Genomic DNA, 23229 nt, shown 5'->3' with positions numbered 1-23229 from the left:
CCGTGAACATGCCAAACCGGCACACTCTTGGAAATGAGCCACTCGGCGCAAATGTGCAATTTCCCTACGGCACGTGTCTTAATCCCGCAGAAATATAAATGTGGCACTACGCTATAATATTGGTTCCTTGGGGACATACAGGCCCCGCGCCTCGAACAAATCGGACACGCGTCGTTTCTCAAAGTAGACTGCTTGGCGCGTTCGCTCAGGCAGCGACAATATATGGTGCTGCGTCTGTCCGCCCCCAGTTGATCGCGCAGACTACGGGCGAGGTGGCAGGGTTCGGGTATCGCTAGCGTCCCGCCAATTCGGAGATGGACGTCGCAATTCGTGTCGCCAAGTAAAAATCGCCAATCATTTTCGATTGCGAGTCCGCGGCCGATTGGCCCTTATTTTCCTGAGATCTGCGTTACAGGCCGGGGCGTTGTCGCCGTTTCTGAGGGTAAGATGGGATAGGCGACGTCAGGTGCCTCTCCGGTCAGCGAGTTGAGGAAGGCAACAAGCAGGTCAACTTCTTCGTCCGCCAGTACTACGCCGAGCTGGGTGGTCCCCATAATGGCGACGGCCTGTTTCAGATCCCAAACCTTGCCCGAATGAAAGTATGGCGCGGTGAGTGCAACGTTGCGCAGCGGCGCCACGCGGAAGACATAGGAATCGTCGGCTGCATTGGTGACCTCAAATCGGCCCTTGTCTTTGTCCGGCAGGACTTCGGCGCTGGGCCGTTCCACGAGGCCGAATGGGTAATAGGCTTGCCCACCAACGTTGATGCCGGCATGGCAGGACGAGCAGCCTTTGTCCATAAAAAGCACCAGGCCCTGTTTCTGTTCGGAAGTCATGGCAACCTCATCACCATTCAGGAAGCTGTCGAACGGGGCAGGTGTGACCAGTGTCGCCTCGAAGGCTTCGATCGCCTTGGCGAAGTTGTCGAAGGTGACCCGATCGGCTTCAGCCGGAAAAGCTGCATCGAACCACTCGACATATTGCGGCATGGACTTGAGAGTGGCGATGAGTTGGCCCGGTGTATTGGCCATTTCGATCCCGGCTTGGACCGGTCCCTTCGCCTGAGCCTTCAGGTCTTCGGCACGACCATCCCAGAACTGGGCGATGTTGAAGACAGCGTTCAGTACAGTCGGCGCGTTGCGCTGTCCCTTCTGCCAACCATGGCCAATCGAGGTTTCGTGATTGTCGTCGCCGCCGGTGGCCAGGTTGTGGCATGAATTGCACGACAAGACGCCTGACGCCGAGACGCGTGGATCGAAGAACAGTGCCTTGCCGAGAGCGATCTTTTCCGGGGTGATCGGGTTGTTGGCGACTGTCGGCGTGGTGGATGGCAAAGCCGTGAAGGTGGCCAATGCCGTATCTCTGAGGTCGGTGGGGATCGAATCCGCAGCAAAGGCGGTGGGTGCCAGCAAGGTCACGGCCATCGTACTGAATAGGATTTTCATAATTGGTCTTCCTGCGTCGTCCACGCAGCCATTATGCGATCTGCGGCTCATGAACGCCCTGAGCTAGATCAGCTTGAGGGAGAGGACGGGGTCTCACACCTGTTTTCGCAGCTGAGCTGGGACCCTCTTGGAAGTGATCGCTCTTCTCGATTGGACTTCAGGGAGGAGGAGTATCCCTGGTTGGCAACCGGTTTTATGCATCAAAGCACGCCCTGAGGGCGGCTTCGTAGATTCGGTCACTGCGATCTTCCAGCCAAGGTTGAGAAAGTCGACAGCATCCGCAAGACTGGCAATCTCTTGCACGATGTGCGCTGCACGCCTTGCGAAAAGTGAGCTTCTGAAACGTCAGGGTTCATTCGTTCCTCCTGACCTGCTGATTGCGTGAATCGGCCTTGTCGACACCCGCCGACTGCACATTGTGATGTCACCAGCGATGGCGGTTTCAATACCTAAGCAGCGACGGTCTATGCGACAGTATGGAGGTCGTAGCGGAATAGCCGTTCTGCCTTCATCGATCGTCACACCGGCATATAGCTCCGCTTCTACGAACATCCCATCACGCGAGGATGGCGCGGCGCTTGAGCAGGTCCACCCGCTGCAACTGCCTCACACCTTGATCCACAGATCCTAGGCGATGACCATGTTGTCGTCATCATTTGACGGGCGCGGGGCATTGGCTCATAAGCGAGCCACCGCAAACTGTGCGGTTGCCAGTGCGTAATGAAGTGAATTGGAATGATCTTCGGTTTGGGAAACACGCACGTCCGACGCAGCTTGCGTTGACAGAGGCGGTTTTAGGCGCAATAGCACCTCCGCTGGCCTATTTTGTGGAGTTCAATTGTGGTTCGGCCAAAGGCGCGGGCCGGACCGGCCCCTTGTAAACGTAATCAAAGAGAGAGAGACCCTGCATGGAAGAAATCCTACCGCGCATCGCCACTGGTGCCGGCATCGGCCCGGCTGTCGCAGAGAAGGCCGTTGGGTTAATGCTGGGTTTCCTGCGGAGCCACGCGGCCGACGGTCCCGGCGCGCGCATGATCGAGGCCATTCCGGGAGCTTCGGAATTAGTAGCGAAGTATCATGGCGACGACCCAGAGGGTGGCGGCCTTATGGGGCTCGGGCAGCAATTGATGAGTGAGGGTCTCAGCATGGCAAAGATCGCCGCCCTCGCCAACGAGACGATCGCCTGCGCCAAGGAACATGCCGGCGACGAACTCGTGGACGAGGTCCTCAATTCCGTTCCTGGCCTTCCCCAGTTCGTCTGATTAGCGGCAGCCGGGGGCGCATGACCTTGTTCGCCCGTGCCGGCCCGTTTGCGCAGCAGGCATTCTCCGCCGGGCGTTCCGCACCGATCTCGTGAGACCACCAACCGCCGGGCACGCGGAGCGAGCGTTGGAGTACTTCATTCGTCTATCGAAAAATCAACTTCAGGCGATTCGATGTGTATAATTTCTGGCGGTAAGGGTTTATCCTGAACGCTTTCGATGAAGCCCGCGAGATAGGCAAACGTATTGTATTTCTCGAGGACTAGCCGCTTCGCCTCTCTTATTGCGCCGCGACGTTCCTTCCAGAGGTCTGAGTTGATGATTTCTTGAATTTTTTGGGTTACGTTCTTGTCCTCTGGGTCAATCAGAACCATAGAGTCCGAAGGGAAGAACCTCGTGATTGCTGGGCTGCCGTAATAGATCGGCATTGTTTCAGCAACGAAGCAGTCCATAAGCTTCTCTGTAAAATAGTAGTCAGCACGAGTATTCTCGAACGCTATACTGTAACGGTAAGGTGCGAGTGCGTTCCATTTATCTCCAATCAGCCGAAAACCTCGGCCGAACAGGTCAAAATCGAGCTCCTTTCTCAGCCGTTCCAGAAACGCCAGCCGATATCGATGTCCTTTTAGCAGGGCGATGTTACTGGTAATCCATGAGAGCCGAAACGGCTTATCCACGACTTCGCTGACCAGAAGTTGGTCATATGTCTTGTTTACAGACCAAGACCGAGTGATAGGTGGAGACAAAACGAATCGGCGCGCTGCATTCTGCCGAGCAGCCAGCTCTTCGTCAGACGTCAGGACGATAGTATTCTTCCCCTGCCCTTCATGAAATGCACGATGAGCTTTCGTCGGCGGTTCGCCGATTGCAAAGATTGTCCTGTTTGGGCTCGCCTCGATATCAACAGGGAGCCCAAAAAGAGAAGCAGAGTTAAAGACAATATGCCAATCGGGCACGAACGATGTAGTGCGTACAAAAGCGACGTTGTTCCAGATTCCACTGCCCTTTGGAGTGAGATGGTGGATTGCATCATCCAAAACGCCCCAAGAATCTAGACATGTAGCAACAATGGGCGCCGGGCGTTCCGTCAACAATTTGGCCGACAAAGCAGTTCCACTCCCTTCAGTCGTGAAGGTACTCAATCGCCATTCAGGATTGCGGTAACATCGGGCAGCATAAACCTTCCGGGACCTGCTGTCGAGGCAATTGTCGCTTTGCACTTGACCAGGTTCTTCCTCGCTTTGTGTGGTGATCAGGCCGGCTGAGTGGCAGCATGCGTGCCCTAATGAGTTCGCAGCCCGCTCTGCCCAATGGTACGTTTAATCGTCTTCAGGCGGTTGATCAGCCCTTCCGCCTGGCCGTTGCTCCACGGTAGTTCAATGGCATCGCGAACGGCGTCAGCGTCACGGCGTAGGACCCGACCGAAACGCGTGATGGCGACAGACCCGGAGTTGACGCCACGTCGATCGAAGTGTCGAGCTTGCCCAATTCACAGGCCCCGCAAAATGCCGCGGAAGCGCATGGCAAGCCTGCGCATAGTGGCAAACTCATGTGATCCCTGCTTCAGGACGTCGACCTTTGTGGCCTGGTTGATCATCAGCACATCCCGAGGCTTCGTGCAGAGGGCCGGGGCGACTACCGGCGAGATCACACGGCAGGTCGCGGGATTCGTATGGGACAGCGTCGCTGACTGGTTGACGCGTATGATTGAAGCAGGCGACGCACTGTCCTTGCCCGGCCTCTCGGCGCGGCGCCAACTTGCGAGAAGCCGCTCCAGATTCGAGAAGCTGCCTGTGTCGCCGCGCTGTTCGATATCGTGGAACAGGTGTCGTCCGCAGTGATTGCCGTCTCTCGAGGACCGGCTAAGAAACGCCTCGAAATACATTGATGTCCTTGGTTACCAGCGGCGGTTCCCAGCCCCTTGGAAGAGCGGCTCACCGGGCGATGAACTTACATTTGGCCATTGCCAATGACCGTCCATCGTCCCTGACGCCCACCAGCAAGCGATCACGATCCCTCGATTTCACAGTCCAAAGAAGTAAAGCGAGACGAAAATAGCGCGCTTAGCCTCGACTACTAGCAACTTCGGCGCAAAGTACAGCCGGGACGCGCCACGCACCACGGCAGGGTCGCCAACAACGAGTGGCTCAGCGGTCACGACGGGAAATATGGCGCATCGATGTCGCTTCTGGACGAGCATTGGCAATAACGCTGTCGAGACATTGTTGCTTTCAGCGGCAACCGGCCCTATGAAGCGACGCTTCGCTGACTATGTTTCACCGCCTGGAGAGTTTCATGACAGAAGAAGCCGGAAAAAACGTCGACACCCTCATTGAGCTTGCCGCCGATGTCGTGTCGGCCTATGTCTCCAACAATCCGATCCCGGTGGGGGATCTCCCTGCCCTCATCGGCCAAGTGCATGCGGCTCTGAGAGCGACGGCCGGAGGTGTCTCTGCGCAAGAGCCGGTTGCCCTTACGCCCGCAGTCCCGATCAGGAAATCGGTGACACCGGACTACATCATCTCCCTTGAGGACGGGAAGAAATTCAAATCGCTAAAGCGCCATCTGTCGACCCACTATGGGCTGACGCCGGATGGATATCGGGCCAAATGGGGCCTGCCCGCGGATTATCCCATGGTCGCGCCGAACTACGCCGCGGCGCGCTCGTCATTGGCCAAGACGATGGGGCTCGGCCGCAAACCTAAGGCGCCGGAAGCGCCGGAGCCTGCGCCGACGAAGCGAACCCGCAAGAAGGTCGCGGCTTGATTTCGGCAATCGAGATTCGTTCTGGAGCGTTGCAGCCATCGGCTTAATCTGCGCGTCATATAAAAAGGCGGGGCCAACCCCGCCTTCCTTTCAAACAACTTTGTTTCATGAGGAATTCGCGACGCCTGCAGCAATCTGCTGCCCTCAGTTTTTGCTCGCTCCTATCGAGCGGCCGTGAGGACCTACGTGCCTACTCTTGCCAGGACGCAGGAGAAAATTTCAACCAGCTTTGCTCAGGCTGCCAGCTGAGGACTTGCCAGTGCGGCGGTCCTGCTCGATCTCATAGTTGATCTTCTGGCCGTCAGCCAGGGTCGAGAGGCCCGCACGTTCGACAGCGGAAATGTGGACGAAAACTGTCAATGACCATGGAATCGGGACCCTGTTTTTTCGCGCAAAAGGGGGTCTCTAGTCAGCGAGATCGGGGCTTTGCGCACGCCCTCCCGCAATCGCTCGTAGGGGAGCGTCTCGCTGCGGCACCAGTGAGCACCAGGGGACTCGACCATGACGATTTCTTTGGCCATCGGTGCAAAGTCCGCGCGGAAGTGAATGGTACTCTTGACTGCGACGACGGACTGCTCCTTCGGCTCTATTCCAACAGCGCGCAAAAGATCTTGGTCTAGGCATTGATATCGGATGGTCGAGACTGCGACCTGCACGTCGGAACGCGGGTCCAGTACTCGTAGGCGCGCCATCCGACCAAGATCAACTTTTACGCCGGCGAGGAACGGTCCATTGGCCGTGAACACCCCTTCCCAAAGTTGCTCGACGCGAACTCTGACCCGGTAAGGTTCGGCATCATACCCGAAACGTCCTCCCAGGCGTACGTCCATTTCGGCGCCTACCCCGGCCTCGTGAGCTGACGCTGCTGTCTCTGGATCCCAAAGCAGCCCTAGAGCGCTGTTCCGCAATCCACCTTCGACCATCCCTCTGAGAAGTCCTACGGTATCTGATGTTCCTCCGCAGCCTGGATTATCCTGAACATCGGCGAGGACGATGGTTTCGCCCCTGCCTCCGTGGAGTAGGGCATGTTCCACTGCCTGCCCGACGCTGAGCAACGGCATCTCGAACATGCTTTCAGCCTCGAGCATCGCCGCGCAGGCCTTGTCGGCTGCGGCTGCGACGGCCGCTGCATCTGTCCCGTAGGCTACTATCGCCGGGCCGCAGTCCCGAATATCAGCCAAAGGAAAACCTAGCGCCATGTCAACATTGAATACAGCGGCGTCCAGATAGCCCGGCAGTTTCTGGTACAGGCTCTTGCAAGGCTCGAAGTCTGTGCACTGCGCGGCCAGCGGAATCAGAAACGGCGGCTTTCTGAACGCTTTTGCCAGAGCCCTGCCATGTCGGATGCGGTGCCCTAATAGCGTAAAGGCGCGTTGACCGGTCGCGGCCATGTCGATGTGCGGGTAGGTGCGAAACAGAGCGATGCCATCACACAATTCCACCATCGTCTCAGTGACGTTGGCGTGAAGATCAAGGCTGATGACGACGGGCAGCTCAGGTCCGACGAATGCTCGGACGCGTCGAAGCAATTCTCCTTCACCATCCTCATATGATTGGACTGCCATAGCGCCATGAAGGTCGAGAAAAATCGCGTCGAGCTTCCCAGCGGCCGCGATGCCGCTGCAGATCTCCGTGGCGATCCGTTCGAACGCGTCGTCCGACACGAAGCTAGTCGGCTCGGCCGCAGCCCACACTATGGGCACGAGATCGCACGTGTCTTTGGCGGCAGCAATGAAGCCCCCAATCGGGATCTCAAGGGGAGGAAAGACATCGAGAATGTCAGCGCCAAACGTTATTGCTGGCCAGCCGTCGGCCCGAGCGAAGTCGTCGTAGAAGGCGCCAAACGGGGCGAACGTGTTCGTCTCGTGCAAGAGGCCAGCAATGGCTACGCGCAAGCGAGCCTCTGCCGGCTTGGTCGATGCTGGTTCAACGCTTTCGTTCATACAATGCTCCCTTCGGGAATTGGGCCGGCTGTTGCTGGTTTGAGAACCGTTCCTGACAGTTAATTGCAGGTGCTGCGTTGCCGCCCACCGTCTCGCGCACTGCTCGCATGCGGTTTGTGCTAAACACACACGGTAGCCGCGCGAACGCTCTTGTAGACCATGCGAGCCGCGACAAGGTCGGCCAACCCGGATCCAACCGCTTTGAAATAGGTGATCTCATCAACGGCGGTGCGCCCCTTCACTTTCCCGTTTGCAAGGTCCTCGAGCGTGCCGAGGACATGTTCCTTGGCAACCACGCCGCCTCCTATGGGCTGAACAAGGTCACCCGCCTCGTGCAACGCTTCGTGGGTATCGACAAACACCCTGGCCATCATCAACGCTGCATCGTCTGCCTCCCTCATTCCCGGGGTAAAGGCGCCAATGAGATCGATGTGTGTTCCCTTACGAATCCACTGTCCTTTGATGACTGGCTCGGTCGCAAGGGTTGCAGCTGTGACAATGTCCGCGGCGGCTACGGCCTGTTCCAAATCAGTCACGACCTGAGCGGTAATCCCGCGCTCATTCAATGAGCGAGTGAGCTTGTCAGCGCTCTCATGTTGAATATCCCAAACCGACACTTTCTCGATCGGTCTAACGGCGAGGTAAGCGTCAGGAATGAGGCTGCCGACCCGACCAGCGCCTATAACCAGTAGTGAGCGTGCATCCACCCGAGCGAGAAAACGAGCGCCCAATGCGGCCGTGGCCGCCGTCCGCCTTGAGGTGATGACATTGCCATCCATCAAGGACAGTTGTCGGCCTGTCACCGCATCGTAGAGGATGTAGGTGGACGTCAGTCCGGGTAAGCTTCGGGCTGCGTTTCCTGGAACCACAGTGACTAGCTTGACCCCCAGGAACTGATCCTGATCCTCGGGTTTGGCCCAGGCCGGCATGATAAGAAGGGTTGCATCCGGCTCACCAGTTTTCTCGAGACGATGATGATGCCGGGCAGGCACCACACAGCCATTGTGAAAACCGGCCTGTAGGGCGTCGACAAGTGCATCGAAGGGGAGACTTGCCGCAGTCGCATGGGCATCAATGATCCTGATAGCGGCATCAGTCATATCCGTTTGCTCCTTGTGGTATCGCTCCGTCGGCGAGCTTCGTAGCTTCCGTCCAGAATCGCGGCACGTCGAAGTTGCAGGCAGCAACACAAAGCTATGAAAGCCATCGAGCCCTCGAACTGACGTCCTCTAACGATATTTGTTCGCCTATGATCCTTTGCGCCAGCAACTCGCCGCAGCCGAACGCCATCGTCCAGCCGAGTTGCCCGTGCCCCGCGTTGATCCAAAGATTGTCGAACCGCCGGATGCGGCCCAGGTAGGGGGGACCACCGGGTGTGGTTGGCCGCAGACCGGACCAGAATTCCGGCGTTGCCAAATCCACCGCGTGCCCGAAAGACCGTCGCGCGTAAGCGGCAATCCGTTCAATGCGATCCTCGGGAAGAGAGCGATCGCGAGCCGCAAATTCAGCGATCGCGGTGACGCGTAGCTTTCCGCCAAAGGTTGCGACAGCCAGCAATTCCGTTTCGTCGACATAGGGCAACGTGGGCACCCCCTCGGGATCCGTAATCGTCCAAGTGCCCGAATAGCCCTTTACTGGATATATATTGGGGCGAAAGCTGAGCGATCGGGTGATGTCGGGCGTTTCGACACCCGTGGCCAAGATCACTGCCGAGCAGGGTATTTCTCCGCGGTCTGTTACGATCGCCGCGATAGCATTGCCCACGCGGCGAAAGCCTGTGACGCGGGTATCGAAATGCAGACTTACCTTGTGTGTCTGGCTCAAGAAGGCGGCTGCTCGTTGGCTAAACAGCCGGCAATCGCCAACAGAGTCTGCTGCACTGAACAGCCCTCCAACCAAATCGGGCATAGCGGCGAGCGCAGGTTCGCGCATAATCAGCCCCTTCCGGTTAAGCACCTCGATTGCGCCGTCGCCATGACGCCTGATCGAGGCGACATAAGTGTCGAACTGCGTCTTGTTCTGGAACAGATACAGGCCGCCCTGATGTCGGATTTCTTTGGGTAGGTCCATGTCGGTTTCGGCCGCGGCGACGAGAGCGCGGCTATAGCGGCTCAGACGCTGGAGCTTGTCGGTGTTCCTTAGATGAGTCGAAGAGCGGCAGTTGAGCAAGAACTCAAGGCCCCAATGCCAAAGCGCAGGATCTCCCAGGCGTGTTATTTGGACCGACGGGTCACGTCCCGCAATGGCTTTCACCATGGCGCCAATTGCTTGCGGTCCTGCCCAGGCTTTCGCGTGTCCGACAGCGATGATCCCGGCGTTCGCGCGGCTGCACATTTCGGCCGGGCCGGAGAGTGCGTCAATGACAGCTACGTTGATGCCGCGCTTCGCAAGAGCGTATGCGGTTGTGATTCCGGCTACCCCGGCACCAATCACGGCGATGTTGTTATTTCCATTTCCGTCACTCATAAAATTTCTTCAAGACTTAGCTAAATTCATTTTGTCCCTCTCAAACCCTTGGCGCGTCCGTCAAAGCGCACATGCGAACAGATCACCGGAATGCCTTTTCGGCAAAAGTTCATCGTGCGCTAGCGCGAGATCGCTTCAAACGGCTGAAGAGGGCTGGACCAGTACTCCGTGGACGCGCGTGGCGATCCACAAGATCAGTGCATCCTCCTCGCTTGCCGAAACGAGCGCGTGACCCATTGTGGAGTCATAGTAGCTGCTGTCGCCTGGCAAGAGGCGCACCGGCGCATAGTGCTCGGTGTGCAAGATCACCTCACCTGACAGCACATAGAAGAACTCCTCCCCCAGATGGCCCTCGATTTTGGTGAATTCTTTGATTGAGTGCGCACGCACACGCGTCAGCAGAGGCGTGAACTGCTTGGCTGCGAGATCGGCGCCAAGCAACTCGTATTGGTAGTGAGGTGTCTGTTGCAGAATGCCCTCGCCGCCTCTGGTGACGACCAGGCGGCCTGCCGCACCGGGTTTGCTGGTGATACTGCCGAAGAGCTCGGTCACATCGACACCCAACCCAACCGAAAGGCGAAGGATGGTGTCGTATGTCGGCGAGACTTGGCCGTTTTCGATTTTTGATACGGCCGAAATCGAAAGCCCCGATCTCTGCGCCAAGTCATTCAGGGTGAGCCTGAATTGCTTGCGCAGCTTCTGAACGGTAACTCCGACCGGTGGATATTTGTGCTGCTGTATGGAATCCAACTGCGTCATCTCATCTCATACCGAATCGGGCTGGGGCGTCAGAGGTCTTTTTACCATCAAGGAGCAATGTAGGATGGATAATCACGCATCGCCTGGCGGGCAGCGGCGTCAGTCCTCAGATCGGGAACACCGGCACCCGGCGCGACCGTCAGCGTCGAGTTCAGCAGAAGCTGTGTGTAGGGGTGGCGCGGCTTTTCGAAGATCCGCTCGGAGACGTTCATTTCGACGACCCGGCCTACGTACATTACCGCCACGTGCGTGGTCATATGCTGGATCACGCTCATGTTGTGGCTGATCATGACGTATGTCAGATCGAATTCCTCGCGCAGCGTCAAAAGCAGATTGAGCACTTGGGACTGAACCGACACGTCAAGCGCCGAGGTCGGCTCGTCGCATATCAGCAGTTTCGGACGTGAGATCAGAGCTCGCGCGATGGCGACGCGCTGCCGTTGGCCGCCCGACATCTGGCTGGGATACGCTTCCAGGAAACGTGACGGCAAACCCACCACGTCAAGAATTTTTCGCGCTCGTTCTTGCCGCTCCGCCGACGTGCCCTCGCCGCGCAAATACAGCGGATAGGCCACGATCTTGCCCACGGTCTGGCGCGGGTTCAGCGACGAATACGGATCTTGGAAAATGAACCCCATCCGTTGGGCGATCTGCCGACGTGTCATGCCGGCGATGGACCGCCCATGCAGCAGTACGTCCCCTTGCGTCGGCGGGAGGAGACCGAGCATGATCTTTGCGAGCGTGCTTTTCCCAGACCCAGACTCGCCGACGATACCAAGAACGTCGCCCTTCCTGACGCGGACCGAAACGTCATCCACAGCACGCATCGGCGCGCTGTGGCCGAAAATCCCTCTTCGGCCACCGTATTCGTGCGAGACCTTGCGCAACTCGAGAACAGGTTTGTCGCTCATCAGGCAACGACCTTCAGACGCATTTTTGCTTCGCCGGCCTTTATGCAGCGTGCCTGATGGCCGTCTCCGATCTCTTCCAGGTCAATCGGCCTTCTGCAAGCATCGGAGGCGAGAGGACACCTATCGTAGAAATGACAGCTCTCTATACGCGTTAGAAGCGAAGGCACTGTGCCTCCTATAGAGGGCAACGGCTTCATTCGCGGGTGCGAAGGATCAGGTACTGAACCAAGCAACGCACGGGTATAGGGATGGGACGGATTGGTGAACAGTTTCTCGGCGGCCGCTGTTTCCACCACCTGACCCGCATACATGACGAGCACCTTATCGGCGATGCGTGACACAAGCCCGAGGTCGTGCGTAATCATGATCATTCCCATCCCGAAAGACTTCTGCAGGTCGATAAGCAGTCGCAGCAATTCAGCCTGGATGGTGACGTCCAGAGCCGTGGTCGGTTCATCCGCCACTATCAGCTCGGGCTCGCACATCAGCGCCATGGCGATTACGACACGCTGGCGCATCCCGCCCGAGAGCTCGTGCGGATAGTTGCCCAAGCGTTGCGTCGCGTTGGAAATCCCAACCTGCTCGAGAAGTAGGATGGCCCGCTCCCGCGCCTCCCTGCGAGTGGCCCAACGATGCGCCCGATAGACATCGGATAACTGCCGTCCGATCGTGTGCAGCGGGTTTAGCGCGGTCATCGGCTCTTGAAAAATCATCGACAGACGGTTGCCCCGCAAACCCCGCAGTTGACGCTTTGAGATCGATTGCATGTCGATGCCGTCGAAGCTCACCTCCCGCGCCGTCCGCTTTGCCACCTTGGGCAAGAGTCCCAGAAGCGACAGCGCGGTGATCGACTTTCCACAGCCGGATTCGCCGACGATGCACAGAGTTTCGCCTTTCGACACGCTGAAGCTTACATCCTGAACGGCCGCAAGAGTTCCGTTCGCCGTCGCAATGTCAATGTTGAGCTTTTCGACGTTGAGAAGCATTGGCCTTCCTTCAATTGCGTCCATCGGGCGACAGCAGATCGCGCAGACCATCGCCAAGAAGGTTCGTGCCAAGGACGAGCGTGAACAGAAACGCCCCAGGTATAGTGATAAGCCAAGGCTCAAACAGGATCGAGGCTTTGCCTTCCGCAATCATCAGGCCCCATGACGGGAGGGGCGCCGGCACGCCGAGACCCAGGAATGAGAGGGCCGCCTCGAGAATCATCGCCTGCGCCATTTCAAGCGTAGCCACCACGACCAGATTGTTGAGGAGATTTGGGAGGATCTCGTGCCTGACGATCTGGAGGACGGAGGCGCCCTGCAACTGCGCCGCGGTCACGAATTCCGTTGACCTCAGTTGAATCGTCGTGGCCCTCGTAACGAGCGCAAACCGGTCCCAAAGCAAGAGCCCGAGCGTCAGCATGACCACCGTAAGTGAGGACCCCACCAGCGCCACCACGGCCAGCGCCACCAGAATGACTGGCATTGCCAAACGAGCGGTGATGACGAACATCGCCACGCTGTCCACCTTGCCGCCGAAATAGCCCGCGCAAATCCCGATAGTGGTTCCGATGATGCCCGACACGACGGCGGTCCCAACGCCGATTACCAGGGAGATTTGGGCGCCATAGATGATGCGTGACAGGTAATCACGACCCAGCTGGTCGGTGCCAAGCGGGTGCACCCAACTTCCCCCGGGCAACCAGATTGGAGGGGCAAAGCGGGTTGCAAGCGATTGCAGATACGGGTCATAGGGGGCCAGCAAGGGCGCAAACACTGCCATAACAACGACGATGAACAAGACTAAGAGCCCTAGCACCAACCCGCCGTGCCTTAGCCAGCGCAGCAAGTTGCTCTTTTGTGCAATCGGTTCCGATCTTGCTGGATATGCTGAGGCGTCGGTCATTTGCTGCGCATCCTTGGATCAAGCATAGCATTGAGCATATCGGCCAGCAGGGTCAGCACGACGTAGAACAGCGAGAAGCAGAGCACGAGTGCCTGGACAGTTGGTAGATCGGCTCGCGATATGCTTTCCCAGGCTAGAGAGCCCGCTCCGTGAATGGCAAACACATTCTCGACAACTACAGAGCCTGCCAGCATGAAACCGAACTGCGCCGACGCCAGACTGATAACAGGCAGCGCTGCATTGCGCAGGGCGTAGTCGAATAGAACCCGCGTCTCCGAGAGCCCCATGGCGCGAGCGGTGCGAATATAGTCAGCCTCAAGGGCCGATATCATGCCTGAACGCGTCAAGCGCATGATTGCCGGGGTGGCGAAATAGCCCAGCACGACCGTAGGCATTATAAAACTTTGCCATGAGGCCGTGCCCGAGGCCGGCAAGATCGCCAGCTTCACGGAAAACAGGATGATCAGCAGAAGGGCAAACCAGAAGCTGGGCATGGCCTGACCGACGACCGCGAATAGCAAAGCCAGCCGATCCACAAAGCTGTTGGGCCAGCGCCCTGCAACAACGCCCAGCGGCACTGCAATGAGCAGCGCCAAAATCAAGGCGAAGAATCCCAGCTGGGCTGTCATCGAAAAGCGATCAATAAGAAGCGTGGCGACCGGCTGCCCGAAATAGAGACTTGTTCCAAAATCCCCGCGAAGAACTCCACCGAGCCAATGCACATATTGGACGACAATAGGCCGGTCGAAACCGTAGAGATGCCGCAGTCGATCGGCATCAGCCGCAGTCGAGGCTTGGCCGGCCAAGGCAGCCGCAGGATCACCAGCCGCAAAGATCAAGGAATAAGCGACAAACGATACAAATAGCGTGAGGAGGCAAGCCATCAGTATCCGCCGCATTGCAAAATGCAACATTGTGCGCTCCTGCAAGGGTTATGCGTCCAGCCGCACGTGGCGACTGGACGGCAGGAGATCACTTCCATTTCGCGTCGTAGAACGGAATGAACTCGTCTGGATTGATGTGCAGCTCGAGGTCTTTCGACATCGCAGTGTTCATGCTCCACACCCACAGTGGAACCCAATAGGCCCGATCGGCGATCAGCTTCAGAGCCTTTGAATAAAGCGCTTTGCGGCGATCCCTATCCATGATTTTGGAGGCTTCCACGACAGGCGCGACGATCTCAGGGTCGTTCACCACGTCGTCGCCTGTGCCTGCAAAGAAGTCACCAACGCTCAGCGCGACATCCCCCACGCCATAAGAACCCCAGTCACTATAATACATGTCCTGCTTATGGGCGCGCCACTGTTCTACGCCCGCTGCATACTGGAGATTGTTGAGGTTCAGGTTGATCCCGACCGCGGCGAGGTTGGCCTTCACGGCTTCTGCCACCGAGACGCCTTCGGGCGAGATGACCATGCTCAGGTTGATGCCCTTTTCCAATCCAGCTTCCTTGAGCAGCTGCTTTGCCTTTTCCGGATTGTACTCATAGGTGGTAACGTCGGTCTCGCAGCCGAACTGTACCGGATTGCAGGCCGAGTTGATGATCGGAGAAGTTTCTCCCTTGAATGCGTCGCGTATTTCTTTCCGGTTGATGGCGTAGTTGACGGCCTTGCGAACGCGTACATCAGCGAGCGGTGAGTTGGGGACGTGGGGATCGAGGCTGATTTCGTCGAAACGCATAACAGGCGAGCTTTCGACGTGTACGCCTGGTTGACCGGCAAGCCGCTGGATGTCATCTTTGGGAACACGCCAGATCCAGTCGATGTTGCCATTCAGCAATTCGGCATACTGGGTGTTGCTTTCCGGCAGGACCCGGAAGTTAATCTTGCCGATCTGCGGTTGTTCCTTCTGGCCGCCCTTGTAGTAGTCTAGGAATCGCTCAAGCTTGACTCCGACACCAGGCGTCAGTTCAACAAGTTTATAGGGACCAGTTCCGATGGGCTTGACAGCCATGCCAGCCGCACCGACCTTTTCGTAGTAGGCCTTGGGGTAAATAGGGACGTTGCCGGCGAGCATCTCCAGTGCCAACGGATAAGGAGCCTTCATGGTGAGTCGGACAGTATCATTGTCGAGCTTTTCAGCCTTATCGATCCAATTCACAGCGATGGCGTATTTAGCGCCGAAGTCAGGGCGGGAGACTAGGTTTAGGGTGAAAACCACATCGTCGGCGGTGAACGGAGACCCGTCGTGAAATTTGACGCCCTTGCGGATTTTGAAGTCGATCTGGGTGTCGGAGTTGAACTTGTATGACTCGGCCAGTTCGGGCACGAACTTTCCGGACTTAAAGTCCTTGGACACAAGGCCGTCGTAGAGGATGCGACCGACAGAGAGAGATTCTCGGCTGGTCCCGGTATAGTAGTCAAGCGTCTCGATCTCGTTGGTAAAGGCAACATTGAGCGTGTCGTCCGCCTTGCCCGCGAAAGCCGGGTGGCCGATTGTCATGAGGGCAAGAAGCCCGACGGCAGCTTTGTATTTTCTGACCTTGTTTTTCATTGCAGTTCCCCTGTTCTCGATGACAATGAGTTCCGATGCACCGTTTCGTTCATGTTTCTTTTGCTTCATCCCCCCAGATGGTTTCGTAGATCCGCAGCAGGTTATCGCCATAGATCTTGCGAATGTCGTCAGCCGTAAAGCCGCGCCTCAGCAGAGCTTCGGTCAGGGCCAACATGGTCTTTGGCGTTTCGATGCCTGCGGGATAGAAATGCGGGGGCTCGGGATAGGCGTCAGCGCTCCAGATATTTTCGGCAAGGAACCCACGATAATCCTTTATCGAAGCGGCATCATCCATGTAGGGAGACTGCCCGCTGTAGTAATCGATCCCTAGAGTGATGCACTGCGTACCAACAAGGTCGCACATGTAAACGATATGATCGATAAACTGGTCGATCGTCGGACGCTTGTCGCCCGAGACGAAACCGGGGAAGCCCACCACTCCAATGGTGCCGCCGCTCTCAGCGATCGCCTTGATCATCTCGTCCGAAATGTTGCGGGGCGACGGATGAACTGATTTGGCGTTTGCGTGCGAGATGATGACGGGCGCAGAAGAATGCTCGATGGCGTCCATCGTCGTCTGAATACCGGTATGCGAGCAATCGACGATCATGCGCGCTTGGTTCATCCGGTCGACTACTTGCAATCCAAAGCGACTCAGGCCTGCATCGGTGCGTTCTTCGCAGCCATCGCCGATGCGGTTCTTCACGTTATACGCGAGTTGCATGATGCCAACGCCAAGCGCTTTGAAAGCGTCGATCAGGTCGAGACTGTCCTCGATCGGTGCCGGCCCTTGGAAGTGCATGATGATGCCCGTCTTGCCCAGTGCCTTGGCCTTCCGAATGTCGGCAGCGGCACGGACCAACACGAGATCATCCCGCTCCCTCAGCAGCCTATGCCACGATCCGATCGTCCGCATCGTCGCGCCGGCGCCGTGCCAATACCCCACGGTTGGCGCAATCGCAGTCAGACCGCCAGCCTGGTAGTCCGCAATTCGCGCATGGTCATCCAGAAGCGGGCATACGGCATCAATGATGATTGCGGCCTCGTGCAGCTGTTTCTCCGTGGCATCCATCAAGTCCTCCTAGTCCAGTCCTCATTGCGTCCGGTCCACTAGCCGACCTGATTTTCTTGTAGGAAAATTTTGTCATCTATGCAACAAAATTGTCGTACTGTCGACACAAGAGAATCTCGGCGCCTCACCAAGGGAGCGGAAGGAACTCCGGGAAACCCACCGCATCTGGGCACGGCAGCCGTCGGGCTGGGGTCCTCTGCGGGACTCTCGGGCGGCAATTGACCGGGCACGTGCAGTGACGACAGGTTGAATTCCGGCGGCACCTGCGCAGCACCAAGTTGGCGAAGGTTCGGCTAACATGCTCGTCGTCTCTGCCGGTGCAACGAACAGCATTGCGACGCGTCCTTAGTGGGATTCATCGGTTCGACCGCGGTCGACAACATGAAAGCGACGTGCAACTAACAATCACCGTGGCGAACCCGGCAGCCCGGACCTGACCGCGCCCATCGCCCGGCGCTCGACCGCTCGAGAAGCCGTCAGCCGCTTGCCCTACCGTTGGGCCGATAGTGGCGAAAGACCTCAGGCTGACCAGCCACGAACAAGACGGAGATGGTCAAACGAGTTCGCTGTGCCGTTGGTATTGTTCCAGATGTAACGTGCCATGCTCGACAGATCGTTCTGAGCAAGCAACGTTCGGACTGCGCCGGGGCCACAGTGCTGTCCAGCCGCACGACCGCACCGTCTTCCAGTTTTAGTTGGGGCATTCGACGGCAGCGCTCGATTGATCTCTTCCCAGGTCTCTGGCCGAATTGCGCTGATCGTCTTTTGCAGCACCGACTTCTGCGGGCTCCAGGGACTACGGCAGACGGGCAAAGGCGCGAAACGAGGCTAGTCTTCGAGGTTGGAATGCGGTGTTGCTCGAGAAACGCACAGCGCAGCACCGCTTTGCCCCGGGGGTCTTGACGCCGCACCGAACCAAGTCTCGCGCCAAGCAGGTCATAGTGCTCATCCAGCCACTAGACCGCCTTCAACTCATGGCCGATCTCGTGCGTGGCGACAAAGATCGAATATGCTGGCTTGGACGGTGCGTTCTCGGCGCCTTGTCGGCTCCGGCGGTGCCGGATTGTGCTTTGGACTCGGCGCCATGAGGCGAAGTGTACCTGAAACCGCCGGACCTTGCCTGCGCAAAAACCTAGGGGCCCCCGAACAATATCAAAGTGATGGACGGAAACTAGTGGTTCTCGCCTGACATAAGAGTCCGGCTTGGGATTCCCTTTCGCGGGTTTGCATGCGAGTCTGGCGCATGCGCACAGGAATATCCCTCACCGTTTCGTTGATTGATCGCCAGCGCCTGAATGCGCTGATCCGGGATCTCGCACGCAGAAGCACGTTTGGCGCGCCGAGATCATTCTGTTGAGCAGCGACGGCGTCGGGACCGTCCAGATCATGCGGCAAACCGGCAAGTCCAAGACCTGCGTGTGGCGCTGGCAGGAGCGCTTCGCCGCCGAAGGCTTCCAAGGACTGTTGCGCGCAAGACGCGGCCCTCGCGCATTCCACCACCCGGGCCTGAAGTCGCCGAGCGCGTGGTGGCGCTGACGTTGCAGGACCCGCGGGCGAGACGACGCACTGGATCGCAGACATGATGGCGCAAGCGGCTGGCATCAGCGCAAGCGCTGTTCGTCGCATCTGGAAGGCGCACGGGCTGCGGCCGCATCGCTGGCGGCAGTTCAAGCTCTCCAACGATCCGCAGCTTGTCGACAAGCTGCGCGACGTCGTAGGCCTCTATGTCGATCCGCCTGCTCACGCCATCGTGCTGTCGGTCGACGAGAAGAGCAGATCCGGGCGCTTGACCGCACCCAGCCGGGCCTGCCGATGAAAAAAGGAAGCCTCGGCACCATGACCCACGACTACAAGCGCAATGGCACGACCACGCTGTTTGCCGCCCTCAACGTGCTCGACGGCACCGTTATCGGCAGGAACGTGCAGTGGCATCGCCATCAGGAGTTCATCCGCTTCCTCAACGCCATCGAGGCGCATGTTCCGGCCAGCAACGCCGTCCACGTCGTCCTCGACAACTACGCCGCTCACAAGCATCCCAAGGTGCGGGCCTGGCTCGATCGCCGTCAGCGCTTCACTTTCCACTTCACGCCGACTTCGTGCTCGTGGCTCAACGCGGTCGAGGGCTTCTTTGCCAAGCTGTCGAAGCGTCGCCTCAGGCGCGGCGCCTTCCACCCGTCGTCGACCTCCAGGCCCAAATCAACCGCTTCCTCGAAGAGCACAACCAGCAACCAAAGCCCTTCAGTTGGACCGCCGACCCCGACAAGATCATTGCCGCCGTCAAACGTGGGCACCAAATGTTAGATTCCATCCACACCTAGTCTAGCCGGAGCGCACGGCGACTATTTCGGATAAGCCTCTCACGGCACCTGCTATTCGCGCCCTTGCAAAGTTCGTGGCCAACGTTTCCACGCAAACGGCAATCCGTGGTGATCATCTAGCGGGCCTTCGTTCCCTAGCTTGGCTTTTCCTGCGACGATCACACGACCATCGGATGATGAGAGTTGCAACACTCCTCCACTCTCAGATGCCTGCAGCGCACGCAGCTCCGTCCTCCCCAGGACCCTTGCCCAATAGGGATAGAGCTTGCAGTGCGCGGACACGCAGACCTGATCCTCATTGATAGCGATCCTCGGCGAAAAGAACCTTGACACGATATCAAACTCGGCGAGTGCTCCTTTTGGATCAACAAGAGCCGTGAGAACGAGACCGCGGCAATCGATCTCTGCTATGGTCCGAAAATTCGGCTCATAGTCAAGAACGAGACGTTCGTCGCCGACGACGACAACGAAATCATCATACGCCCTCCGAACTTCCTTGATCGGCAGGCCCATGCACCGTTCGATCGTTTCATATTCCATGGAATTTGCCGCAGCCGTGTCGATTGCCGGAAGCGCGACTTGCACGACGTCCCCTTCCAGCCAACCGTGGAGAAGGCCGCTTTGCGACTGATAGGACACTCGAAGGTGCCGGCCGTAGTCGGCGAAAAAATAAAGCCAGTATGTCGCCGCCAGCGTTCCATGCCCGCAGAGATCCAGTTCGGCGTTCTGCGTGAACCAGCGAATTTCGAAATGACCTGCAACTTCCAACGGGCGAAGAAAGACGGTGACAGGCTGGCGAAACCGTTGCGCCAGCCGGAGGCACTCGGCCGTTGCCGGATATTTCTCATAGAGCACGACTGCCGCCGGATTGCCGGCGAAGCGGTCGTCCGCAAACGCATGAACGACCGTCGGCAAATCGCAATCCGATCGAGTCGCATCAAACGTTTCCTGACTTGAGCTAGGTGGGCTGACGAAACCTTGCTTGCCAGGGGTCATATCTCAACTCCCGGACTCGGGCTGAGATCATCAAGTTCCGTCGAAACTTGAAAGCCTGGGTCGGCCTGCTCTTCTTCGCTCGGATATGCGCGTTGCGCCTCGGCTCTGGCTCTCTCGTCCAAAAAGCCATATGGCTCGGCCCGCATGACGGGAACCAGCTTGGCCTCCATCTCTCTTGCGTCCACCAACATCGCGTGGGTCCCGCCTATTGGGAACTGCCGCAGCACATCTCTCATTTCGCGAACGTCGCGCTGAGTATCGTGTGCCAAGAAGGAATACTCGGGTCGACCCTTAACGTCGCGAGCATAAACCGAGGTCGAGAGATCCACCGGACCTTCTCCGAAGTCAGCGAGCCCCCTTAGGTTAATTGTCTTGCTGTAAGGTACGTCCCCTAACAGCTCGCACCTATGCACATGTGTAAAGCTTGATGTGCCGAGGCCGATAATCAAACCATCTGAGCGGCTGATCTCGCCAAATATCGAGTCATCGCCAAACGGGCTGCCCTGCCACCAATCTGTCTGGCACAATCGTTCCGTTCCCGGGCCGATAACGACCATCGAATAGGCGGGATGTTTGGTGCGCCTGGAGGGAAGCTGTCTCAACACTAGATCGGCCAATACGCCTGTCTCGGACTTCGTCTCCGTCCAGTGAAAATGCCGGGTGGCGCAGTAGCTCAACGTGAACGCGGGGAGAATAACTGTGGAGGAAGCGGAGACGCGCACTAATGCTTTCAGAAGAGTGGACGTTACCTCATCCGCACTTACGTTCCTCAGCGCCACCAAAGATGAGTGCAGGACAATGGTGCTGGGCGCTCGTGATTCGACGTATTCAACAATTTGCGCGAGCTCGTTTCCAAATCCGGAAGCTTGCCCGCACGCGGCAGTAGCGCCCGCTTGAAATCCGGTGCGGTCGATCGGTCGAATTCGCCTAGCCCACTCCTCGAGCGACAGGCCTTGCGCTTCATAGACGTCTTCGCCGAACATGAGGCCGCTTTGGGCCAGCATGAGCTGTATGTCGAGGAAGTGCAGGGAATCAATGCCATGTTCCCGGGCCGCGCAGTTGGGCAAAGCCGGTCGTTCCGTGACAGCGCGCACCGCCTTCAGTAGATGATCCAAAGGTGACCCCGTTCCCTGTCCGGCCTGGGGGTGAGCTGCGGCAGGCCTAGTATTCGCCCGAAGCGCTTCCTTGGCTGCTCTCTCAAGCGCGAGCTGATCGAGTTTTCCATTGGCGGTGAAGGGAAGCTCGACAATAGGCACAACAAGTCGAGGAACACGATCTTTCGGCAGCGCACGGGATAACCGCCGCTGAATTTCATCCACGTCGGCGCTCGCAGGCGTCACCAAGCAAACCAGCTCCTGATCCGCGTCGTCGTCTCCATTTAGCACGACCACCGCTGAGTCCCTGCAAGCACCCGTCTGGTCGATCGCGCTAGTGATTTCCCCTTTCTCCAGTCTGGTTCCGCGAAACTTTATTTGCTCATCCTTTCTTCCGAGAAACCGCAGACCGTGTTCTGACGAAGCCATGACGTAATCACCAGTGCGATACAGAACTTGCTCACCATTGTCCGTTATGCATCGCGCGAAGCGCAATTTCGATTGTGCTTCATCAGCGACATAGCGATGTGACGTCTGCACGCCTCCCACCCAGAGCTCGCCCTCGGCCTCAAGGCCAACATTGGACCCGTTCTCATCGACAACAAAGAAATCGACGTTGCACGCTGGCTTGCCGATGAACATCGGACTGGCTTCATCACCTCGAGGGCAATAGTGGTAACTAACGGCAACGCAGCACTCGGTAGGACCATAACTATTTATTAGAATGGCATTGGGAAGGCACGAATAGAATCGCCGCCTAACTGAATCTGGCAAGGACTCACCATTGCATACCAGATATTTTAGATCGGTGAATTGCTCAGCAATATGAGGCAGACGTTCAACAGTTCCAAGAAACCGTCGCAGCAGCGTCGGCACCATCTGAACGACGTTGGTTCGGCTATGAGCCAGAAACTCGATCGTCTGAATAATCTGTGTTTGCAGTTGAGTGGATGGCAAGACTATCGCACCGCCTGTCACGAATGGTACGAAGAATTCGGGAATGGAAACATCGAACGCAGGGCGCGTAAGCTGCGAAATGCTAGCTCGCTCCGAGAAATCGATCATGTCGACATACCAGTCGACCAAATTCAGAAGAGCTGCCTGGGAAACCGGCACCCCTTTCGGGATTCCAGTGGTTCCGGAGGTATGCATGATATAGGCGATCTCCGAGAAGGCTGACTTGATGCCGCCGCTCTGCGAAAGGCGCTCGACGCGGATCGAACCATTGGAATGGTGCTCGACTATGGCCTTGGGTTTCGTGTTGCGGCGGATATAGTCCAATCGCTGGTCGGTTTCCGCTGGGTCAATAGGAACGAAGGCTGCACCAAGCAATTGAGTAGCCAAAATGGTCGCAACCAGTTCTACAGATCGGGGAAGTTTGACAATGACCGCATCACCATGGCCGACCCCAGCAGCCTTCAGGCGCCCTGAAAGGCCGGACGCGGACATCCCCAACTCGCGGTAACTCACGTCGCCATTATCGTTCGTGCGCACAGCAATATTCGACGCAAACCTGTCCAAATTCTTTGCGATGAGGTTGGCTAACGACTCGCGCCCAAAACGCAACGGCCGGCGCGGACCCGAGAGGGTCGGCGTTAGAGTCTGCATCGTCAGCATCTTCATTTGGGTTCTCTCCAAAGCTCTCGAGTTCTTACGCATCCGCCCCGTGCAGCCGACGTGCTGAGCAGCCCGGCGGCGACGGAGGGTCTTCATTTGCGAGTCGCATGATCTCCTGAGTGGCGGCCGGTCGATGTATCCGGGACTGGCTTAAATACCTTGGCGCCCGGACAGTGATTGCTGCCAAAAGTCGACAG

16 protein-coding genes and 4 pseudogenes are annotated in these 23229 nt (G+C 57.7%); 3 read left to right on the top strand and 17 right to left on the bottom strand.

Annotated elements, in window-relative coordinates:
• Positions 1-389: 389 nt before the first annotated feature.
• Positions 390-1445: a cytochrome-c peroxidase gene (locus tag NKK52_RS30790; RefSeq protein ID WP_023685632.1), complete on the bottom strand. Its 1056-nt coding sequence runs from the start codon at positions 1443-1445 to the stop codon at positions 390-392.
• A gap of 908 nt (positions 1446-2353) precedes the next feature.
• Between NKK52_RS30790 and NKK52_RS30785 the strand changes: the two genes are divergently transcribed.
• Complete coding sequence (locus NKK52_RS30785; protein WP_023671848.1) at positions 2354-2707, top strand: hypothetical protein; 354 nt, start codon at positions 2354-2356, stop codon at positions 2705-2707.
• Between the two features lie 137 nt (positions 2708-2844).
• Here the strand turns inward: NKK52_RS30785 and NKK52_RS30780 are convergent, their stop codons facing one another.
• Positions 2845-3849 carry a glycosyltransferase family 10 domain-containing protein gene (locus NKK52_RS30780; protein ID WP_198031542.1) on the bottom strand — a complete coding sequence of 335 codons (1005 nt, stop codon included), beginning with the start codon at positions 3847-3849 and terminating at the stop codon, positions 2845-2847.
• A 124-nt stretch (positions 3850-3973) separates the two neighbouring features.
• Positions 3974-4604 (bottom strand): annotated as a pseudogene (locus NKK52_RS30775) (transposase); the annotation flags it as partial.
• A 398-nt stretch (positions 4605-5002) separates the two neighbouring features.
• Between NKK52_RS30775 and NKK52_RS30770 the strand changes: the two are divergent.
• Positions 5003-5473: a Ros/MucR family transcriptional regulator gene (locus NKK52_RS30770; protein ID WP_023685635.1), complete on the top strand. Its 471-nt coding sequence runs from the start codon at positions 5003-5005 to the stop codon at positions 5471-5473.
• A 219-nt stretch (positions 5474-5692) separates the two neighbouring features.
• Here the strand turns inward: NKK52_RS30770 and NKK52_RS30765 are convergent.
• From NKK52_RS30765 to NKK52_RS30710, 12 genes and pseudogenes are all read right to left on the bottom strand, one after another.
• Positions 5693-5827 (bottom strand): annotated as a pseudogene (locus NKK52_RS30765) (cold-shock protein); the annotation flags it as partial.
• Positions 5828-5829: 2 nt separating this feature from the next.
• Positions 5830-7416, bottom strand: a complete 1587-nt coding sequence (locus NKK52_RS30760; RefSeq protein ID WP_023685637.1) for a M81 family metallopeptidase — start codon at positions 7414-7416, stop codon at positions 5830-5832.
• A 119-nt stretch (positions 7417-7535) separates the two neighbouring features.
• Positions 7536-8516, bottom strand: a complete 981-nt coding sequence (lhpI, locus tag NKK52_RS30755) for a bifunctional Delta(1)-pyrroline-2-carboxylate/Delta(1)-piperideine-2-carboxylate reductase (protein WP_023685638.1) — start codon at positions 8514-8516, stop codon at positions 7536-7538.
• A 94-nt stretch (positions 8517-8610) separates the two neighbouring features.
• Positions 8611-9882, bottom strand: a complete 1272-nt coding sequence (locus tag NKK52_RS30750) for an FAD-dependent oxidoreductase (RefSeq protein WP_023685639.1) — start codon at positions 9880-9882, stop codon at positions 8611-8613.
• A 135-nt stretch (positions 9883-10017) separates the two neighbouring features.
• On the bottom strand, positions 10018-10641 hold the full coding sequence (locus tag NKK52_RS30745) for a helix-turn-helix domain-containing protein (RefSeq protein WP_023685640.1): 624 nt from the start codon (positions 10639-10641) through the stop codon (positions 10018-10020).
• A 47-nt stretch (positions 10642-10688) separates the two neighbouring features.
• Complete coding sequence (locus NKK52_RS30740) at positions 10689-11552, bottom strand: ATP-binding cassette domain-containing protein (protein ID WP_023685641.1); 864 nt, start codon at positions 11550-11552, stop codon at positions 10689-10691.
• The gene (locus NKK52_RS30735) at positions 11552-12538 is read right to left on the bottom strand and encodes an ABC transporter ATP-binding protein (protein ID WP_023685642.1); all 987 of its coding nucleotides are present in this window, start codon (positions 12536-12538) and stop codon (positions 11552-11554) included. Before NKK52_RS30735 ends, NKK52_RS30740 begins: the two co-directional genes overlap by 1 nt.
• A 10-nt stretch (positions 12539-12548) precedes the next feature.
• Complete coding sequence (locus NKK52_RS30730; protein ID WP_023685643.1) at positions 12549-13442, bottom strand: ABC transporter permease; 894 nt, start codon at positions 13440-13442, stop codon at positions 12549-12551.
• A complete protein-coding gene (locus NKK52_RS30725; protein ID WP_023685644.1) occupies positions 13439-14356 on the bottom strand; it encodes an ABC transporter permease in 918 nt (305 codons plus the stop codon). The genes NKK52_RS30730 and NKK52_RS30725 overlap by 4 nt, the downstream gene beginning before the upstream one ends.
• 58 nt (positions 14357-14414) lie before the next feature.
• A complete protein-coding gene (locus NKK52_RS30720; protein ID WP_023685645.1) occupies positions 14415-15935 on the bottom strand; it encodes an ABC transporter substrate-binding protein in 1521 nt (506 codons plus the stop codon).
• 49 nt (positions 15936-15984) lie between these two features.
• Positions 15985-17007 (bottom strand): dipeptidase, encoded by a 1023-nt coding sequence (locus NKK52_RS30715; protein ID WP_023685646.1) that lies wholly within the window; start codon positions 17005-17007, stop codon positions 15985-15987.
• Positions 17008-17648: 641 nt separating this feature from the next.
• Positions 17649-18093: pseudogene (locus tag NKK52_RS30710) on the bottom strand (hypothetical protein); the annotation flags it as partial.
• 157 nt (positions 18094-18250) lie between these two features.
• On the opposite strand from NKK52_RS30710, the pseudogene NKK52_RS30705 reads away from it, so the two are divergent.
• A pseudogene (locus NKK52_RS30705) lies at positions 18251-19325 on the top strand (IS630 family transposase).
• Positions 19326-19376: 51 nt separating this feature from the next.
• Here the strand turns inward: NKK52_RS30705 and NKK52_RS30700 are convergent.
• Complete coding sequence (locus tag NKK52_RS30700) at positions 19377-20321, bottom strand: PhzF family phenazine biosynthesis protein (RefSeq protein WP_084634057.1); 945 nt, start codon at positions 20319-20321, stop codon at positions 19377-19379.
• A complete protein-coding gene (locus tag NKK52_RS30695; RefSeq protein WP_245263165.1) occupies positions 20318-23038 on the bottom strand; it encodes an AMP-binding protein in 2721 nt (906 codons plus the stop codon). The genes NKK52_RS30700 and NKK52_RS30695 overlap by 4 nt, the downstream gene beginning before the upstream one ends.
• Positions 23039-23229: the final 191 nt, after the last annotated feature.

It is taken from the genome of Mesorhizobium sp. C277A (genome assembly GCF_040324395.1).
Classification (GTDB): Bacteria; Pseudomonadota; Alphaproteobacteria; order Rhizobiales; family Rhizobiaceae; genus Mesorhizobium.
This window is presented reverse-complemented; position numbering and strand designations above follow the sequence as displayed.

Excerpts from the sequence above, each read along its gene's own strand:
- NKK52_RS30790 (WP_023685632.1), bottom strand. The coding sequence starts at position 1,445 with ATGAAAATCCTATTCAGTACGATGGCCGTGACCTTGCTGGCACCCACC.
- NKK52_RS30785 (WP_023671848.1), top strand. The coding sequence starts at position 2,354 with ATGGAAGAAATCCTACCGCGCATCGCCACTGGTGCCGGCATCGGCCCG.
- NKK52_RS30770 (WP_023685635.1), top strand. The coding sequence starts at position 5,003 with ATGACAGAAGAAGCCGGAAAAAACGTCGACACCCTCATTGAGCTTGCC.
- NKK52_RS30760 (WP_023685637.1), bottom strand. The coding sequence starts at position 7,416 with ATGAACGAAAGCGTTGAACCAGCATCGACCAAGCCGGCAGAGGCTCGC.
- lhpI (WP_023685638.1), bottom strand. The coding sequence starts at position 8,516 with ATGACTGATGCCGCTATCAGGATCATTGATGCCCATGCGACTGCGGCA.
- NKK52_RS30750 (WP_023685639.1), bottom strand. The coding sequence starts at position 9,882 with ATGAGTGACGGAAATGGAAATAACAACATCGCCGTGATTGGTGCCGGG.
- NKK52_RS30745 (WP_023685640.1), bottom strand. The coding sequence starts at position 10,641 with ATGACGCAGTTGGATTCCATACAGCAGCACAAATATCCACCGGTCGGA.
- NKK52_RS30740 (WP_023685641.1), bottom strand. The coding sequence starts at position 11,552 with ATGAGCGACAAACCTGTTCTCGAGTTGCGCAAGGTCTCGCACGAATAC.
- NKK52_RS30735 (WP_023685642.1), bottom strand. The coding sequence starts at position 12,538 with ATGCTTCTCAACGTCGAAAAGCTCAACATTGACATTGCGACGGCGAAC.
- NKK52_RS30730 (WP_023685643.1), bottom strand. The coding sequence starts at position 13,442 with ATGACCGACGCCTCAGCATATCCAGCAAGATCGGAACCGATTGCACAA.
- NKK52_RS30725 (WP_023685644.1), bottom strand. The coding sequence starts at position 14,356 with ATGTTGCATTTTGCAATGCGGCGGATACTGATGGCTTGCCTCCTCACG.
- NKK52_RS30720 (WP_023685645.1), bottom strand. The coding sequence starts at position 15,935 with ATGAAAAACAAGGTCAGAAAATACAAAGCTGCCGTCGGGCTTCTTGCC.
- NKK52_RS30715 (WP_023685646.1), bottom strand. The coding sequence starts at position 17,007 with ATGGATGCCACGGAGAAACAGCTGCACGAGGCCGCAATCATCATTGAT.
- NKK52_RS30700 (WP_084634057.1), bottom strand. The coding sequence starts at position 20,321 with ATGACCCCTGGCAAGCAAGGTTTCGTCAGCCCACCTAGCTCAAGTCAG.
- NKK52_RS30695 (WP_245263165.1), bottom strand. The coding sequence starts at position 23,038 with ATGAAGATGCTGACGATGCAGACTCTAACGCCGACCCTCTCGGGTCCG.